The organism is Caballeronia sp. HLA56 (genome assembly GCF_054655155.1).
The window spans coordinates 418,371-436,100 of sequence record NZ_BAAHOB010000001.1; the positions used below are offsets into that span (position 1 = coordinate 418,371).

Genomic DNA, 17,730 nt, shown 5'->3' on the forward strand with positions numbered 1-17,730 from the left:
CTTGCGAGGACGACCTATCCTCGGCGGCGCTGGTGGCCGGTGGCGGCGCGGTTCTGGTGTGCGGAAAACGGCAGCCGATGCCGCGAGCGGCGGCACGGCAGGCCGTTTGAGCGCGGTTGCGTGAGCCGAAGCACGCGACGAGAACATCAGCGCGTTTCGGTCCGTATCCCGATATTGTCCATGATGTTGGCGCCGGGGCGCTAAAACCCGCCCGCGAGGGTCGTGCGGCGGCGCCCATTCTCTTGATTTAGGCGCTTAAGTCAAGGCTTGGCGGGATCGAGACGGCTTGATCGTGGCGCGAAGGCCGAGTCGCCGCTAAACCTTGCGTTGGCTGGCGTGCTCACGACCGGGTCGAACCGACGTGCATGCAAGCTGGCGTACGGCGTGTCCTGGTCGCTTGCGACGTTTGCGCCTGGCCCTCGCGCCGGCCGATGCAGTTTCGCGAGACGAGACAACAGCCCGCGCTCAAGCCTTCACATCGAAGCCCGCGAGATAACCGGCCGTATCGCCGCCATCCCAAACGCGTCCATCGCACAAGGTCGCTTTCCGATACTCGTCCGGCACACTCACGCCTGCCGCCAGCGCCGCCTCGCGATACAACGCCGTCTGGTTCACTGCCGCTGCAATGGCGGCATCGTCGTGTTCACCGGAAAGCATGCCCCAGCGCCGATACTGCGTGACGAACCACGAGCCATCCGACACGCGCGGAAAGTTCACCGCGCCATTGTCGAAGAAGCGCACGGGAAGCGCGCGCGCGTCGCCGCCATCGGCAGCAGCCAGCCGTCTTTCGATGAGCGCCGCCGGGACGCCAAGCAACTCCGCCGAAGCCAGCGCCTGCGAAATCTCCACGCGATGCTCGCGCGCGTCGAGCCACGCGCATGCGTCGAGCAGCGTACGCACCAGCGCCCGCGCGCTATTCGGATACAGCGCGACGAAATCGCGCCGGCACGCAAGGACCTTCTCCGGATGATCCGGCCAGACTTCGCTCGTGTACGCAACCGTGCGTCCCACGCCGCGCGCTTCGGCCACCGCATGCCACGGCTCGCCCGCGCAAAAGCCGTCGAGCATGCCTTCGGCCATCGCATCGGCCATGCGCGGCGGCGGAATCACGACGCTTTGCACGTCGCGCAGCGGATGCACGCCATTCGCCGCCAGCCAGTAATACAGCCACATCGCATGCGTGCCGGTCGGGAAAGTCTGCGCAAGCACGGGCGGGCGGTCGAGCGACGCCAGCGCATCTTTCACGCTCGCGCCATTCCGAATGGCATCGGCGAGCGGGTTTGAAAAGGTGATCGCCTGACCGTTGCGGTTGAGGACCATCAGGACGCCCATGTCCGCCTGCGGCCCGCCGATGCCCAGTTGCACGCCATACACGAGCCCATATAGCGCGTGCGCGGCGTCGATCTCGCCGGAAAGCAGCTTGTCGCGCACGGCGGCCCACGAAGGCTGACGGCACAGTTCGATACGGATGCCGTGGCGCCGCCCCATCTCGTGGATGGCCGCGACGGCAAGCGGCGCGGCGTCGCTCAACGCGACGAAGCCGAGCCGCAAATGCGTGCGTTCGGGCAACGCGGACGGGGATGTATTCGTTTCGGGCAAGTTCATGGTCTGTGCAATGTGCTTGGTCAGGGCAGCAAATCCGCGACCGAGAGAAGCTGGCGCGCGATCTCCGCGACTTTCACGCCCTGGTCCATCGCGCGTTTGCGCAGCATGGCGTAGGCGTCGTTCTCGGACAGGCCGCGGCGATCCATCAGCAGCCGCTTCGCGCGGTCGATGATCTTGCGCTCCGCAAGCTCGTTCTCCACTTGCGCGAGCCGCTGCCGCAACTGCGCCTCGTGTGCGAAGCGAGCAAGCGCGACTTCGATGATCGGTGCAAGCCGCGCGGGCGCGAGCCCTTCCACGGAATACGCTGTCACGCCCGCGCCGACGGCGGCGCGAATGAACTGCTGATCGGCGTCGTTGCTGAACATGAGCACGGGACGCGGCGCGGCCTTGTTCATCACCGCGAGCTGTTCGAGTGTGTCGCGCGAAGGCGAATCGGTATCGATGATGACGACATCCGGCTTCTGGCTCTCCACGGCCGCATGCAGCGCGGAAGGCGCGGCGACCTCGGCGAGCATGTCGTAACCGAGACGCGCCAGCTGCTCGCGCAAGTCGCCGATGGGCTTGGCGGTGTCGGTGACGAGCAAGACGCGCAACATGGATGGAGCAGGAGTCATGCGGGAAACGGTCGGAACGAAGGCATACGCGATACCTTCGACTCTAACGTGCGCCAGGCCGCTTGAGAACCTGGCCGAATGGCATAGGCAATACGGCGTGCGAATGTGCGCGACCAGCGTCTTTCGTTGCGACGAACGCGCGGATTCAACGTTGCATCGCGAACTATTCGCTCAAGCGGCATGCGCGAGACCTTGCCTGGAATGGCACGCGAATTCGACGGCTTCGCCTATCGCGCCGCCAATCAGAATGACGGCGGGGCTGCCGAGTCCGGCGGCGGTGGCGTCGGCGGCGAGACGATCGAGCGTGGTGACGAGGCGCTTCTCATCGGGCGATCCCGCGTGCTGCACGACCGCGGCCGGCGTATCTGCACGCAGCGCCAGGAGCAACGCCTGAGCGATGCTCGCAATGCGGCTCATGCCCATGTAGATGGCGAGCGTCGTGCCGGTGGCGGCGAGCGCGGCCCAGTCCGGTTGGCTGTGATCCTGCATGTGTGCCGTGACGAAGGTCACGCCCTGACAATGATCCCGATGCGTCAGCGAAATGCCGAGCCCCGCTGCCGCCGCGAATCCCGACGACACGCCGTTCACGATATCCACGGCAATGCCTGCATGGCGTAGCGCCGAAATTTCCTCGCCCGCGCGGCCGAACAGCAGCGCATCGCCGCCCTTTACGCGCACCACGTGCATGCCCTTTCTCGCATAACGCTGCATCAGACGTTCGATGAACGCTTGCGGTGTCGACCGGCAACCGCCGCGCTTGCCGACGCGAATCACGCGCGCGTTGGGCGCAAGCGTGACGATCTCTGGATTGGCGAGGTCGTCGAGCATGAGGATGTCGGCGGCGGCGAGCGCCTTGGCCGCGCGCAAGGTCAGCAAGTCGAGATCGCCGGGACCCGCGCTCAGGAGGGTGACTTTGCCTTCAACGTGATTCATCGTGTTCTCTTTCGGCTCGGGCGAGATGACTCGCCTGTATCGGTGGGGCGCATCGGCGCGGCGGGACGAAATGCAAAAAGCGTCCGCCCGTGTCGTTGCACGAGGGGACGCCGTTGTCCTTGGGCCTTGGTCGATGCACGCATCGGTCGATGTATGCATGCTTTGCGCTGCTGCCAGCGCCGTTGCCGGCAGCGCTTCGAGCAATGCAATAAGCGGGCCATTTGCGCCGGGAACGCGCTTGCGTACATGTCGCAAGGGCTTGCGCGTCGACGCGCGCATCACGTCGCACCGCAAGGAGGCACTGTCGATGTGCAGCCGGCACCCGAACAGCGCGCGCATGCCTCGATGCGTTGCCAAACGCATGGCGTCCCGCGTTCATTCGCACGATTAACCAGACGGTTCACATATAAGCGACGTTCGCACGCCATCAGTGCTGCGCCGCACCAGCGATGTGCCCGCGCGCATCAAAACGCGACGCGGAGCCAATGCGCGTTGCCGGTGCAGGATCGCTCGAACGCTTATGCCGCGTGGTTTTGAGCTGCACGCCTTCAACATGGCATATCCCTTGCCTTATGTCCCGCCATCGGATCAACGGCGATCCGTCCTGATTACAGCGCCCGGCAGGTAAAAGCCATGCGGGCATCGGACAACGGCGTCCCCCGCATCGGCTTTCCGGCTGATGCGCGGGACGCCTTTCTTTTTTGGCGGAAAGACGATGGACAAAGCCACCCGGATCGATCTCTTCAGCATGCGCACGGCGCCGATGCGCGCCTTCCATCTCACATGGATGGCGTTCTTCGTATGCTTCTTCGCATGGTTCGCTTGCGCGCCGCTGATGCCGCTCATCAAGCGCGAATACGGCCTCTCCAACGACCAGGTCGCCAACCTCAATATCGCGGCCGTGGCCGTGACCATTCTCGTACGTCTGATCGTGGGCCCGATGTGCGACCGCTTCGGCCCGCGCAAGGTCTATAGCGCGCTGTTGCTCGCAGGCGCGGTGCCGGTGTTCGGCGCGGCGCTTTCCACGGGCTACGACAGCTTCCTGTGGTGTCGTCTTGCCATCGGTGCAATCGGTGCGAGCTTCGTCATCACGCAATACCACACCTCGGTGATGTTCGCGCCGAACGTCGTCGGCACCGCGAACGCCACGACTGCGGGCTGGGGCAACGCAGGCGCAGGCGCGGCGCAAGCTCTCGTGCCGATGCTGGTTGCCGCCGCGATCGCGTTGGGCGCAGGCGCGGCATCGTCGTGGCGCATCGCGCTGATCGTGCCGGGTATCGCCATGCCTGTGATGGCGTACTTTTACTGGCGCTATACGCAAGACTGTCCGCAAGGCAACTTCACGCAACTGCGCGAACTGGGCGTTGCCATCGACGGCGGCAAGAAGGGCGGCTGGCAGAGTTTCGTGACCGCATGCTCGAACTATCGCGTGTGGATGTTGTTCGTGACCTACGGCGCGTGCTTCGGCGTGGAAGTGTTCATCCACAACATGGCGGCCGTGTACTACGTCGATCACTTCAAGCTCTCGCTCGGCGCGGCAGGACTGGCGGCAGGCAGCTTCGGTCTGCTCGCGCTCTTTGCCCGCGCGCTCGGCGGCTGGCTTTCCGATAAAGCGGCCGCGCGCCGCAGCCTCGATATTCGCGCGACCTTGCTGTTCGTATTGATCGCGGGCGAAGGCATCGGTCTCTATGCGTTCGCGCATGCCGAAGGCGTGGCGCTCGCCATCGTATCGATGCTCATCTTCGGTCTCTTCACGCATATGGCTTGCGGCGCGACCTACGCGCTCGTGCCGTTCATAGACCGCAAGGCGCTGGGCGGCGTGGCTGGCGTGATCGGCGCGGGCGGCAACGTCGGCGCGGTCGCGGCGGGCTTCCTCATGAAAGGCGTGGGCAATGCGCAAGCCACGCTCTCGATGCTCGGCGTGATGGTCGGAGGCGCTGCACTGTGCGCGCTGGCCGTGCGCTTTACCCCGGAACACAAGGCACGCGAAGCCGCGTTGCGTGAAAGCGCGCTCGCGGGCAACAACCGTGTAGCTGGTTAAGTCATCACTCAGGCAGAGTCCCCATGAAAATCGTCGTCATCGGCCACGGCATGGTCGGCCACAAGTTCCTCGAATGTCTCGCCGAAAGCGGGCATGACACGCTGCAAGTCACCGTGCTCTGCGAAGAACCGCGCGCGGCCTATGATCGCGTTCATCTGACCGAATTCTTTTCGGGCAAGTCGGCCGATGAGCTTTCGCTCGTGCAGGAAGGCTTCTTCGATCGCTCGGGCTATGCGCTTCAACTCAATGCGAAAGCCGTCGCGATCGATCGCGCGGCGCGTACCGTGACGGCATCCACGGGCGAAGTGCTGCCCTACGACAAGCTGGTGCTCGCAACGGGTTCGTATCCGTTCGTGCCGCCCGTCGAAGGCAAGGAGCGCGCGGGATGCTTCGTGTATCGCACGATAGAAGATCTCGAAGCGATGCGTGCCTTCGGTGCGAAATCGAAAGTCGGTACGGTCGTCGGCGGCGGTTTGCTTGGTCTCGAAGCGGCGAAGGCGTTGCGCGATCTCGGGCTCATCACGCACGTCGTCGAATTCGCGCCGCGTCTGATGGCCGTGCAAGTGGACGACGGCGGCGGACGCGTGTTGCGCAGCAAGATCGAGGAACTGGGCGTGACGGTGCACACGGGCCGCAACACGCTTGCCATCGTCGATGGCGAGGGTGCTGCGAATCGCATGAATTTTGCCGATGGCGCGCATCTTGATACCGACATGATCGTGTTCTCCGCGGGCATTCGTCCGCGTGACGATATCGCGCGTGCGGCCGGTCTCGAGATCGGGCCGCGCGGTGGCATCGTGATCGACGACGCATGCCGCACGAGCGATGCGGATATCTACGCCATCGGCGAATGCGCGCTGTGGCAAGGGCAGTTGTTCGGCCTCGTCGCGCCGGGTTACGACATGGCGCGCATCGTCGCGAAGCAGGTCATTGGCGCGGACGACGCCATGTTCGCGGGCGCGGACATGAGCACCAAGCTCAAGCTGATGGGCGTGGACGTGGCGAGTATCGGCGACGCACATGGCAAGACGCCGGGCAGCCGCTCGTATCAGTTCAGCGACGAGCGCAAGCAGATCTACAAGAAGCTGGTCGTGTCGGATTGCGGCAAGTTCCTGCTGGGCGGCGTGATGGTTGGCGACGCCACTGAATACGGCACGCTTTTGCAGATGATGCTCAACAAGATCGAGCTGCCGGAAGCACCCGAATTCCTGATCCTGCCGCAAAGCGACGGCAAGGCGAAGCCCGGCCTCGGCGTCGAAGCCTTGCCCGATGCCGCGCAAATCTGTTCGTGCAACAACGTGAGCAAGGCGGAAATTTGCGCGGCGGTGTGCGCGGGCGCGACCAGCATCGGCGCGTTGAAGAGCGCATGCAAGGCGGGCGCATCGTGCGGCGGCTGCGTGCCGCTTGTTACGCAGGTGCTGAAGAGCGAGATGAAGCGCCAGGGGCTCGCGGTCAACAACCATATCTGCGAACACTTCCCGTATTCGCGCCAGGAGCTTTATCACATGGCGCGCGTGGAAGGACATCGCACGTTCGGCTCGATGCTCGCGAAGCATGGCAAGGGTCTGGGCTGCGATATCTGCAAGCCTGCCGTGGCCAGCATTCTCGCTTCGTGCTGGAACGAGTTCGTGCTGAAGAAGGAGCATGCGGGCCTGCAGGATTCGAACGACTACTACCTCGCCAACATTCAACGCGATGGCACGTATTCCGTCGTTCCGCGCATGCCGGGCGGCGAAGTCACGCCCGATGGTTTGATCGCGGTCGGACAAGTGGCGAAGAAGTACGGGCTCTATACGAAGATCACGGGCGGCCAGCGCGTCGACATGTTCGGGGCGCGCGTGGAGCAGTTGCCCTTCATCTGGGAAGAGCTGATCGCCGCGGGCTTCGAATCTGGACATGCTTATGGCAAGTCGCTGCGCACGGTGAAGTCGTGCGTCGGTTCGACATGGTGCCGCTATGGTGTCGGCGATTCGGTCGGTCTCGCCATCGCGCTGGAAAACCGCTACAAGGGGCTGCGCACGCCGCACAAGATCAAGTTCGGCGTCTCGGGTTGCACACGGGAATGCGCGGAAGCGCAGGGCAAGGATATCGGCGTCATCGCGACGGAGAAGGGCTGGAACCTTTACGTCTGCGGCAACGGCGGCATGAAGCCGCGTCACGCCGAACTGCTCGCATCCGATCTCGACGAAGTCACGCTCATTCGCTACGTCGACCGCTTCCTGATGTTCTATGTGCGTACGGCGGACCGCCTGCAACGCACGAGCGTGTGGCGCGACAACCTCGAAGGCGGCCTCGATTATCTCGTCGATATCGTCGTGAACGACAAGCTCGAACTCGCCGCCGAACTCGAAGCGGAGATGCAACTCGTCGTCGATACGTACGAAGACGAATGGAAGAAGGCCGTCACCGACCCCGAAACGCGCAAGCGCTTCCGTCACTTCGTCAACAGCGACAAGAGCGACGAGAACGTGACCTTCGTGGAAGAGCGCGGCCAGATTCGTCCCGCGACGCCCGAGGAACGCAAGCTGAAGCTGATCGACATTCCTGTCGTCGTCGAAACCGTTTGAGCGCTGGAGACCACCATGAATGACCGCATTGAACAGGACTGGACCGAGATCTGCGCACTCGATGACATCGTGCCCGACACCGGCGTCTGTGCGCTTTTCAAGGGCGCGCAGGTGGCCGTGTTTCATGTGGCGGGCGACGAGCAGAGCGTCTTCGCCATCGACAACTTCGATCCGCATTCGCAGGCGGCGGTGCTCTCGCGCGGTATCGTCGGCAGCTTGGGCGAGCGCATTGTCGTGGCATCGCCGATCTACAAGCAGCACTTCGATCTGCGTACCGGCGAATGCCTCGAAGCGCCCGAGCGCTCCGTGACCGCGTATCGCGCACGCGTGGCCGGCGGCAAAGTGTGGATTGCCGCATGAAGACGGAATATGCGGTTGCGGCTGGCGCGGCCGATGTACCGATGGTGCAGGCGCGTCAGCGTCTCGTCGTGATCGGCAACGGCATGGCGGGCATGCGCACGGTCGAGGAATTGCTGAAGATCGCGCCCGAGCTGTACGACATCACCGTGTTCGGCGCCGAGCCTTACGGCAACTACAACCGCATTCTGCTTTCGCCCGTGCTTGCAGGCGAGAAAAGCGTGGACGACATCATCCTCAATACGCGCGAATGGTATCGAGCCAATGACATCACGCTGCATGCAGGCGACGCCGTGGTCGGAATCGATCGGGTGCGGCGCATCGTGCGCTCGGCAAGCGGTATCGAGGCGCGCTACGACCGACTTCTGATAGCGACGGGTTCGAAGCCTTTCATCATTCCCGTGCCGGGTTGCGATCTTCCGGGCGTGATCGCGTTTCGCGACATTCAAGACGTGGAAAAGATGCTGGCGGCGTCGCGCGATCATCGTCACGCGGTGGTGATCGGCGGCGGCTTGCTCGGTCTCGAAGCGGCCAACGGTTTGCAACGTCAGGGCATGTCGGTGACGGTCGTGCATTCGAGCGAAAGCCTGATGGACCGTCAACTCGATGCGAGCGCGTCCACGTTGCTCAAGCGTTCGCTGGAAGCCAAGGGTCTGCGTTTCGCGATGGCCGCTAAGACGACGGAGATCGTAGGCGATGAACGCGTGACGGCGGTGCGTTTTGCCGATGGCCGCGAGATCGAAGCCGATCTCGTCGTGATGACCGCGGGCGTGCGTCCCAACATCGCGCTCGCGAAGGAAGCGGGACTGCACTGCGAGCGCGCGATCGTCGTCGACGACACCTTGCAGACTTACGATCCGCGCGTCTATGCAGTGGGCGAATGCGTGCAGCATCGCTCGGCTACGTTCGGTCTCGTGGCGCCGATCTGGGATCAGGCGCGTGTGGCCGGCGCCCATCTCGCCGGCGCGGGACATCGCCGCTATGTGCAGCGCGCGACCGCGACCAAGCTGAAAGTCACGGGCGTCGATCTTTACTCGGCGGGCGATTTCATCGGCGACGATTCGTCCGAAGACCTCGTGCTGCGCGATCCGCGTCGCGGCGTCTACAAGCGTCTCGTGTTGCAGGCGGGCTGTGTGATCGGCGCGGTGCTGTATGGCGACGTGAAAGACGGCGCATGGTATTTCGAGCTGATTCAGAACCGCACGGATGTCTCGCATCTGCGCGGACGTTTGTTGTTCGGCAAGACGCTTTGCGAAGCGCAAGCATAGATATGAACGCGAGAATCCCCATCATTCCGGTTCAGGCGGCTGCCGTTCGCACGACATGTCCTTATTGCGGCGTGGGTTGCGGCGTAGTGGCGACACCGCGCACGGCTATCGACGTGGCGATTGCTGGCGACGAAACACATCCGGCCAACTTCGGCCGCTTGTGCGTGAAAGGCTCGGCACTCGGCGACACGGTGAGCCTCGAAGGACGTCTGCTCAAACCGAAGCTGCGCGACGGTCAAACCGGCGCGCTCGCCGATGTCTCCTGGAGCGATGCCATCGGCACCGTGGCGAGCGGATTCGCTCGCATCGTCGAACGTCACGGTCCGGATGCGGTCGCCTTCTACGTATCGGGGCAATTGCTCACGGAGGACTATTACGTCGCCAACAAGCTGATGAAGGGCTATATCGGCAGCGCGAACATCGATACGAACTCGCGGCTTTGCATGTCGTCGTCGGTGGCGGGACACAAGCGCGCGTTCGGCGAAGACCTCGTGCCGCTGAATTACGAAGACCTCGAACTCGCCGATACCATCGTGCTCGTCGGATCGAATACGGCATGGTGTCATCCAATCCTGTTTCAGCGCATCGTGAAGATGAAGGAAGCGCGGCCAGACGTGAAGATCGTCGTGATCGATCCGCGCCACACGGCAACGTGCGAGATGGCCGATCTGCATCTGCCGCTCAAGCCCGGCAGCGATGTGCGGCTGTTCAACGGCCTGTTCGCGTTTCTGGCGGAGCATGGCGCATCCGATTCCGCTTTCGTCGATGCACACACCAACGGCTTCGATGCCGCGCTCGCGGCAGCAGGACCGTCCGATCTCGCGCAGACCGCGAAGGACTGCAAGCTCGATGCGCACGATCTGATGACCTTCTATCGGCTCTTTGCGCGCACCGAACGCGTGGTGACGGTTTATTCGCAAGGCGTGAATCAATCGAGCGCGGGGACGGACAAAGTCAACAGCATCATCAACTGTCATCTGTTGACCGGACGCATTGGCAAGCCAGGCATGGGACCGTTTTCCTTCACGGGACAACCGAACGCGATGGGCGGGCGCGAAGTGGGCGGCCTTGCCAACACGCTGGCGGCGCATCTCGAACTGGATAGCCCGTTGCATCGCGAGATCGTGCAGACGTTCTGGGCGTCGCCTGCGATTCCCGAACGCGCCGGATTGAAGGCTGTCGATCTGTTCGACGCCATCGAAGCCGGCCGCGTGAAAGCACTGTGGATCATGGGCACGAATCCGGTCGTGAGTCTGCCGGACGGCGACCGCGTGAAGCGCGCGCTTGCAAAGTGTGAACTGGTGGTGAGCTCGGACATCATCGAGCATACGGATACCAACGCTTGCGCCGATGTGTTGCTGCCCGCGCTCGGCTGGGGCGAGAAGGACGGCACCGTGACCAACTCGGAGCGCCGTATCTCGCGGCAGCGCGCGTTTCTGCCGGCACCGGGCGAAGCGCGCGCCGACTGGCGGATCATGTGCGATGTCGCGCGTCGCATGGGCTTTGCGGGCTTCGACTTCCAGGCGCCGCATGAAATTTTCGATGAACACGCGCGTTTGAGCGCGTATCGCAACGACACGGAGACGGGCGTTTATCGCGCATTCGATATCGGCGGACTGACGCAACTCGGGGAGCAAGATTACGACCTGCTCGAACCCGTGCAATGGCCGCTGCGCTCGAAAGACGACACCGGCAGCGCGCGCCTTTTCGAGCAACGACGCTTCAGTCATGCCGATGGGCGCGCGCGTTTCATCGCAACGCCGCCGCGCGATCCGGTCAACGCGCCCGATGCCGACTATCCTCTCATTCTCAACACGGGCCGCGTGCGCGATCAATGGCACACGATGACGCGCACCGGGCGTTCGGCGAAGCTCGCCGGGCATATCAGCGAATCGTTCATCGACATGCATCCGCAAGACGCGCTTGCATGCGGCGTGCGCGAAGGAGAGCTCGCGCGCGTGACGAGCCGCTGGGGTTCGATGATCGCGCGTGTTCAATTCGGCGGCGGCATGTCGCGCGGCAGCGTGTTCGTGCCGATCCACTGGAACGATCAGGTTGCCTCGGATGCGCGCGTCGGCGCGGTGGTGAATCCGGTCGTCGATCCGGTATCGGGCGAGCCCGAGTTCAAGCACACGCCTGTGTCGATCGAGCAATTCCACGTGACATGGCACGGCTTCGCGCTTTCGCGACGCGCGCCCGCGCTCGATTCCGTTACGCACTGGACGCGCGTGCACGGCGCGCGTTTCGTGCGCCATGAACTGGCAGGACGCAATCGTTTCGATGCCGCGCATGACGATCATCACGACTGGGCGCGCGCGCTCTTTCGCATTGACGATCCGCATGCGGACTGGATCGAATACGAGGACAAAAGTGCGGGCGTGTATCGCGCGGCGCATGTGGTGAACGATCGCATCGAGAGTTGCGTGTTCGTTTCCGAGCGCCCCGACTTGCCTGCACGCGCTTGGCTTGCGAGTCTCTTCGAGAAAGAGCGTCTCGACGATGAAGACCGCGCGAGCCTTTTGCTCGGCCAGCCGATAGGCAAGGGCGAGGACACAGGACCGACAGTCTGCTCGTGCTTCGGCGTCGGGCGCAATACGATCTGCAAGGCGATTCAGGACAAGGGTCTGAAGACGGCCGCGGAGGTTACCGCTTGCGTGAAGGCCGGCGGCAACTGCGGATCGTGCGTGCCGGAGTTGAAGAAGCTGATCGTCGAAACGGAGATGGCTCGGTTGAGCACGGTTTGATTTGTCATTTGACGGCTGCGGCAAGAAGCGGGCGCCTCGGCGCCCGTTTTTACTTCATGCCGTCTTCCAATAAGCGCCCTGTGAGCGTTGTCGAACCAAACATCTGATGAATCAGCTCGATTTCAGCGCATATGTTGGTTCCCCCGCCAATTCCTTTCGCGATTCTCCTTACAGTCCTTTCCCACAGGCGCATCGACAAAAATGAGCGTCAGCGGGCATCGTCGAATGGCTATAGGGATTGAAACGAAGGCACGGTTATTTCGGATGGCGAATGAGTTTCTTGGTGACGCTTCCACGCTATAGGGCACACGAAGCGAAGCTTGCCGCCATTGCAATAGCCATTGCAATAGCCATTGCCATTGCCGCGACGAAACCGACGTCGCAAACCGCTCGGTAACACCGTTGGAACTCCGGAGGCAACCAGGCAAGGTGGCGTTTCTGGAGCATGGAGATGTGCTTCACAGCCGTCTCTTCTTTTTGGGTTGGCTCGGATGTGGATACATCGGAAGGGCCAACCCTTTTTTTTTGACATTGCGGGAAAGCACCGCGAGAACAATCAGCCTGTGGAATGCCGTTCCGAAAGGCCCATCGCAATGCGCGCCTGCTGCGCATGCTCGGCGGATAACGGCGCCCCGGCCGATGCCCCGCCTTCGCTCATGGGCCGATGCTCATTGCCGAATCGCGCCACCGAGAACGCGAACGTGTTGATGCCCTTGGCACTCGTCGCCGATACCGTGCCGCGATGCATTTCCGCCACGGCCTTCACGATAGCCAGTCCCAGCCCGTGATTCTCCCGGCTGTTGGTGCGCGAGCTTTCGGCGCGATAGAAACGATCGAACAGATGCTCCATGACAGGCGGCGCGATCTGCTCGCCGGGATTAGCCACCGCGATCCGCACGCGCCCATGCTCGCGCGCGATGTTGACCGAGATAGTCGCGCCCGGCGCGCAGTGCTGAATGGCGTTCATCACGAGATTGGAAAGCGCGCGGCCGAATAGCGACGTGTTGACGAAGGCGCGTGCATCGCCGCTTGCCGTCGCGCGCACTTGCGCTTCTTCGAGCGGTATCTCCAGAAACTCCAGCGTGCGGCTCACTTCCGCCGCGAGCGACACTTCGACGAGTCCCGTTGCGCGTTCGCCCTGATCGGCACGCGCGAGGAACAGCATGTCGTTGATGATCGCGCGCACGCGCTCGAACTCTTCGAGATTCGACTGCAACGTATGACGCAATTCTTCGATCGGCCGGTCGCGCGTGAGTGCCACTTCCGTCTGGCCGATGAGAATGGTGACGGGCGTGCGCAACTCGTGCGCGACATCCGCATTGAACGATTCGAGCCGTCCATACGCGTGATCGAGCCGTTCTAGCGCGCCGTTGAATGACTTCGCGAGGTCTTCGAGTTCAAAGGGCAACGAGCGCGTGTTGAGCCGCTGCGAGCGATTGTTCGGGCTTACGTTCTGCGCGTCGCGTGTCAGACGCGTCAAGGGCGCAAGGCCCAGTCGCGCCACCGAATAGCTTAGGAACAACACGGCGACCGTGGCGAGCGCCGTCAATGCGGCAAGCGCAAGCCCGAAGGCGCGCATGGTCCGCACGTTCGGCGAACAGTCCACGGCCACGAAAAGCTGCAACGGCGGACGGTCCATATACGGCGGAATGGTCAGCGTGGTCATGAGCATTTCATACGCGCGGCCTTCGGGCTGGAAGTGCCCGTAATGGTCCTGCACGCGCTTGATCTGATCGCGCAAGGGCGGCGCGCCGTAGTTATAAAGCCCGTCGTTGCTGGCCACGGCGAACATCGTGGAGCCGTCACGCGGCGTGATGTCCGCGAGCTTCTCCTTGGCCATCTTCCACTTGTCGGGGTTCGATACGTGCGAGACGATCAGCCGTGCGATCTCCGCGCGATTGTCGAGCGAGTCGCGCAGATGCTGTTCGAGCTGCACACGCAGCACGAGAAAAAGCCCGGTGCCCACGAGCGCGAACACGAACAACGCGACGACCGCGAACATGACCGCAAGCCGCCGCGCAATGGATCGCTGCGAGCGCGGTTCGCCGTCGCCGGATTTGGCCCACTGCACGTTCATGATGTTCTCGCGTCTTCCCTGGTTTCCCGCGTGTCGCGTGCTTCGCGCACTTCGAGCACGTAGCCCATGCCGCGCACGGTATGCAGGAGCTTGGTGCGAAACGGCCCGTCGAGCTTGGCACGCAGCCGCTTGATGGCGGTTTCCACCACGTTGGTATGACTTTCGAAATCTACTTCCCAAACGAGTTCGGTGATGGCCGTCTTCGACAGGATATCCCCATGACGGCGCGCGAGGACGCTCAGCAGCTGAAATTCCTTCGCGGTGAGATCGAGGCGCACGCCGTCACGCGTGGCGCGTCTGCCGATCAGATCGACGTAAAGATCGCCCACGGAAATGAGCGTGGATTCCTGCGCGCGCGTGCGCCGTGCGAGCGCGTGCAGTCGCTCGACCAGTTCGAGAAACGAAAAAGGCTTGGTGAGATAGTCGTCCGCGCCCTCGCGCAGACCGCGCACACGGTCATTGATATGATCGCGCGCCGTGAGCATGATGACCGGCGTCGACTTCTGCAGACGCAGCGCCTTCAGCACCGCGAAGCCATCGCGGCGCGGCAGCATGACATCGAGCACGACCACGTCGTAATCGTATTCGATGGCCAGATGCGTGCCTTCCTCGCCGTCCATCGCCACATCGACGACCCAGCCTTGCTCGGTCAGTCCGGAGCGCAGGTAATCGACTACCTTGTGTTCGTCTTCCACTATCAGGACTTTCATGCCTGCCTCTTCAAGGGGTTTGCTTACCGCTCGCTTGCTTATTGTTATAGGTGATTACTATACGATCCTCACGTCTAACATGCTTGCATCGAACCGCCATTCAACGCGATGATTCCTCGACGCTCTGATTCGATGCACCCTGTTCCTGCGCCGCGTCATGCACGTCCCATCCGCCGCCCAGCGCCTTGACGAGCGCGACAGATGTGGTGTGTTGCTGGCCACGTATTTGCACGTCCTGGCGCTCGCTCGTGAGCAATTGCTGCTGTGCGGTGATCACGTCGAGATAAGCGACGAGGCCGCCCGAATATCGATCATTGGCAAGCGAAAGCAGACGCTGCGAGTCGACGACGGCTGCATGCGATTGCTTCGCCGCGCCATCCAGCACCGATAACCCGACGATACCGTCCTGCACCTGCTGGAACGCGCCGAGAACGGTCTGACGATAATTCGCCTCAGCCGCCACGTAGCCTTCGCTCGCGAAGTCGACGGCAGCGGAACGCCGGCCGCCATCGAACACGACTTGGCTCGCCATGGTGCCGATGGTCCACAAGAGGCTTGGCGCGGAGATGAGACTCGAGAACGCCGTGCTCTCCCAGCCGACGTTACCGTTCAAGGTCAGGCTCGGAAAGAATGCAGCCTTGGCGACGCCGATCTGCGCATTCGCCGACGCCATCGAACGCTCCGCCGATGCCACATCCGGCCGGCGTTGCAGCACGTCACTTGGCAGGCCGAGCGGTATCGACGGCACCGGACGATCCTTGATGTCCGCCGCGATGGAGAACTGCGGCGCGGGCGTGCCGACGAGCGCCGCAATGGCGTGTTCGTATTGCGCGCGCTGGTTCAGCAGCAGTTGCGCCTGCACGCGTGTCGAGTCGAGTTGCGACTGCTGTTGCAGCACGTCGAGACCGGATACCGCGCCCAGATCGTGCTGCGAGGTCACGTAATCGAGCGCTTTCTTCTGCAGCCCCACGGAGCGATTCAGCACGTCGATCTCGGCATCGAGTTCGCGCATCGAGAAATAGCTGCTCGCGAGTTCCGTGGTGAGAACGAGCCGCGCGTTGGCGAGGTCGTCGCGCGATTGTTCCGCCGTTGCCTGTGCGCCTTCCACTTCGCGGCGAATGCGTCCGAACAGATCGAGGTCATAGCTCACGGAAGGCGCGAGCTTGATGTCGTTCTGAACCGTGCTCATGACCGGCGTGTTGTAGCTCGTGACCGGACGATTCTTCGATACGCGCAGACGGTCGGCCTGTGCGCCGAGATCCACCTCGGGCAGCGCGAGCGATGAGGTTTGCGCGAGCGTTGCGCGGGCCTGTTCGTAATGCGCGACGGCGGCCGCGAGCGTCTGATTCTGCGCGAGTGCTTGCGTCTCCAGCGTGTTCAGCGTGGCGTCGTCATAGCTCGTCCACCAGTCGAGCGCGAGCGGCGCGTGCGAAGGTTCGCCGACTCGCCAGTACGAGTCGGTTTGCCAGTCGGGCGGCGTCTCGGCGACGGGGCGCTTGTAATCGGGGCCGACGGTGCACGCCGCGAGCATCGTCAACATGCCGATGGCAACGATGCCTCTCATGACGCGGCCTTTTGATTCGGAGTCTGCGGATCGTGCTGATTCTGCTGCTTCTGCGGCTGGATCACGACATGATCGCCGTCCGCAATGGAATCGCTCGGATTGATGATGATCTTGTCGGTCGGCTCGATACCGCTCTCGATTTCGAGCGACTGCCCGAGATCCTGCGCGATCACGATCTTGTTCAGATGCACATGGCCGTTCGAGTCGACCACCGCGACACGCGGTCCTTCCGCACGGAAGAGCAACGCATTGCCCGGCACGAGCAGGCGTGCATGGACGACGGCTGGCACGGCGACCTGCACATAGGCGCCGGGACGCAGGCGCTGATCGGCGTTGGGCAGCGTGACTTCGACTTGCAGCGAACGCGTGGGCACGTCGATCGCGCCGGAGATATGCGTGATCTTGCCGTGGAACTGCTGACCGGGAAGCTCGGCCTGCATCACGACCACCGACTGACCGACCGACACGTTCTGCGCATACGCCTGCGGCAACTGCACGAACACGCGCAGCGGGTCCGACTGCGCGAGCGCAAAGAGCGCGCGGCTCGCGCCACTGCCCGCGTCGATGAGATCGCCGACATCGACGTTGCGCTGCGTGACCACGCCTGCAAACGGCGCGACGATGCGCTTGAACGATTCGAGCTGACGCAGACGCTTCACGTTGGCGTCCGCGGCGGCGAGATTGGCCACGTCCTGGTTATACGTGCTCTGACGTTCGTCGAGTTCCTGCTGCGAGACGGCATCGCGCTGACGCAGTTGTTGCCAGCGTTGCAGCGAGCTTTTCGCAAGGCCCAGGCTCGATGCTGTCTGATCGCGTTGCGCGACCGCCTGCGCGAGCTCCTGATCGATTTCAGGGGTATCGAGATCGGCGAGCAACTGGCCTTGCTTCACGCGTGTGCCGATATCCGCGTACCAGTGCAGCAGATAACCCGTCGCGCGCGCATAAATCGGCGATTCGACGAAGCCGCGCAGCGTACCCGGCAAGGTCGTGTTGCCGCCGCCATCGGTCTGCGTCGGCGCGACCACGTTGACGTATTGCTGGGCGTTCTGTTGCGTGCGCGTGACGACCGAGCGGTTGTGGATCATGTCGCTGATCACGGTGCGCGCCGCGCCGAGCGCGAGCAGCGCAAGCACGATCACGAGCGCGATCTTCGCGCGTTTCCATTCGACATGGCGCGGTGGCAGCGCGGGTCCTTCATTCGGATCACGCGCGGGAATCGCGAGCGAGGCGTGGTTCTTTTCAGTCATGTT

The 17,730-nt window shown here is 63.1% G+C and carries 12 protein-coding genes; 5 read left to right on the forward strand and 7 right to left on the reverse strand.

The window, feature by feature from the left end; translation table 11 throughout:
- Window positions 1-465: 465 nt before the first annotated feature.
- The 3 genes from ACYQ47_RS02010 to cobA all read right to left on the reverse strand — a co-directional run bounded on the left by ACYQ47_RS02010 (window position 466) and on the right by cobA (window position 3,152).
- On the reverse strand, window positions 466-1,605 hold the full coding sequence (locus ACYQ47_RS02010; protein ID WP_459904320.1) for a CmpA/NrtA family ABC transporter substrate-binding protein: 1,140 nt from the start codon (window positions 1,603-1,605) through the stop codon (window positions 466-468).
- A 20-nt stretch (window positions 1,606-1,625) separates the two neighbouring features.
- The gene (locus ACYQ47_RS02015) at window positions 1,626-2,201 is read right to left on the reverse strand and encodes an ANTAR domain-containing response regulator (protein ID WP_244829714.1); all 576 of its coding nucleotides are present in this window, start codon (window positions 2,199-2,201) and stop codon (window positions 1,626-1,628) included.
- 189 nt (window positions 2,202-2,390) lie between these two features.
- Window positions 2,391-3,152, reverse strand: coding sequence for a uroporphyrinogen-III C-methyltransferase (gene cobA, locus ACYQ47_RS02020; protein WP_250526605.1), 762 nt, complete (start codon window positions 3,150-3,152; stop codon window positions 2,391-2,393).
- A 715-nt stretch (window positions 3,153-3,867) separates the two neighbouring features.
- Between cobA and ACYQ47_RS02025 the strand changes: the two genes are divergently transcribed.
- Genes ACYQ47_RS02025 through ACYQ47_RS02045 form a run of 5 tightly spaced genes read left to right on the forward strand, consistent with a single transcriptional unit; the run spans window position 3,868 to window position 12,129 of the window.
- Complete coding sequence (locus tag ACYQ47_RS02025) at window positions 3,868-5,193, forward strand: MFS transporter (RefSeq protein WP_244828502.1); 1,326 nt, start codon at window positions 3,868-3,870, stop codon at window positions 5,191-5,193.
- Window positions 5,194-5,216: 23 nt separating this feature from the next.
- Window positions 5,217-7,760 (forward strand): nitrite reductase large subunit NirB, encoded by a 2,544-nt coding sequence (nirB, locus tag ACYQ47_RS02030; protein ID WP_244828500.1) that lies wholly within the window; start codon window positions 5,217-5,219, stop codon window positions 7,758-7,760.
- A gap of 15 nt (window positions 7,761-7,775) precedes the next feature.
- Window positions 7,776-8,120 carry a nitrite reductase small subunit NirD gene (gene nirD, locus ACYQ47_RS02035; RefSeq protein ID WP_244828499.1) on the forward strand — a complete coding sequence of 115 codons (345 nt, stop codon included), beginning with the start codon at window positions 7,776-7,778 and terminating at the stop codon, window positions 8,118-8,120.
- Window positions 8,117-9,385, forward strand: a complete 1,269-nt coding sequence (locus ACYQ47_RS02040; protein ID WP_244828496.1) for an NAD(P)/FAD-dependent oxidoreductase — start codon at window positions 8,117-8,119, stop codon at window positions 9,383-9,385. Before nirD ends, ACYQ47_RS02040 begins: the two co-directional genes overlap by 4 nt.
- A gap of 2 nt (window positions 9,386-9,387) precedes the next feature.
- Window positions 9,388-12,129 (forward strand): molybdopterin-dependent oxidoreductase, encoded by a 2,742-nt coding sequence (locus ACYQ47_RS02045; RefSeq protein WP_459904321.1) that lies wholly within the window; start codon window positions 9,388-9,390, stop codon window positions 12,127-12,129.
- 556 nt (window positions 12,130-12,685) lie between these two features.
- Here the strand turns inward: ACYQ47_RS02045 and ACYQ47_RS02050 are convergent.
- The 4 genes from ACYQ47_RS02050 to ACYQ47_RS02065 form a co-directional block, all read right to left on the reverse strand.
- Window positions 12,686-14,206, reverse strand: coding sequence for a heavy metal sensor histidine kinase (locus ACYQ47_RS02050; protein ID WP_244828493.1), 1,521 nt, complete (start codon window positions 14,204-14,206; stop codon window positions 12,686-12,688).
- Window positions 14,203-14,916 carry a heavy metal response regulator transcription factor gene (locus tag ACYQ47_RS02055; RefSeq protein WP_244828488.1) on the reverse strand — a complete coding sequence of 238 codons (714 nt, stop codon included), beginning with the start codon at window positions 14,914-14,916 and terminating at the stop codon, window positions 14,203-14,205. The genes ACYQ47_RS02050 and ACYQ47_RS02055 overlap by 4 nt, the downstream gene beginning before the upstream one ends.
- 100 nt (window positions 14,917-15,016) lie before the next feature.
- Window positions 15,017-16,480 carry an efflux transporter outer membrane subunit gene (locus ACYQ47_RS02060; RefSeq protein ID WP_309960811.1) on the reverse strand — a complete coding sequence of 488 codons (1,464 nt, stop codon included), beginning with the start codon at window positions 16,478-16,480 and terminating at the stop codon, window positions 15,017-15,019.
- Window positions 16,477-17,727 (reverse strand): efflux RND transporter periplasmic adaptor subunit, encoded by a 1,251-nt coding sequence (locus ACYQ47_RS02065; protein WP_459904322.1) that lies wholly within the window; start codon window positions 17,725-17,727, stop codon window positions 16,477-16,479. The genes ACYQ47_RS02060 and ACYQ47_RS02065 overlap by 4 nt, the downstream gene beginning before the upstream one ends.
- Window positions 17,728-17,730 lie beyond the last annotated feature (3 nt).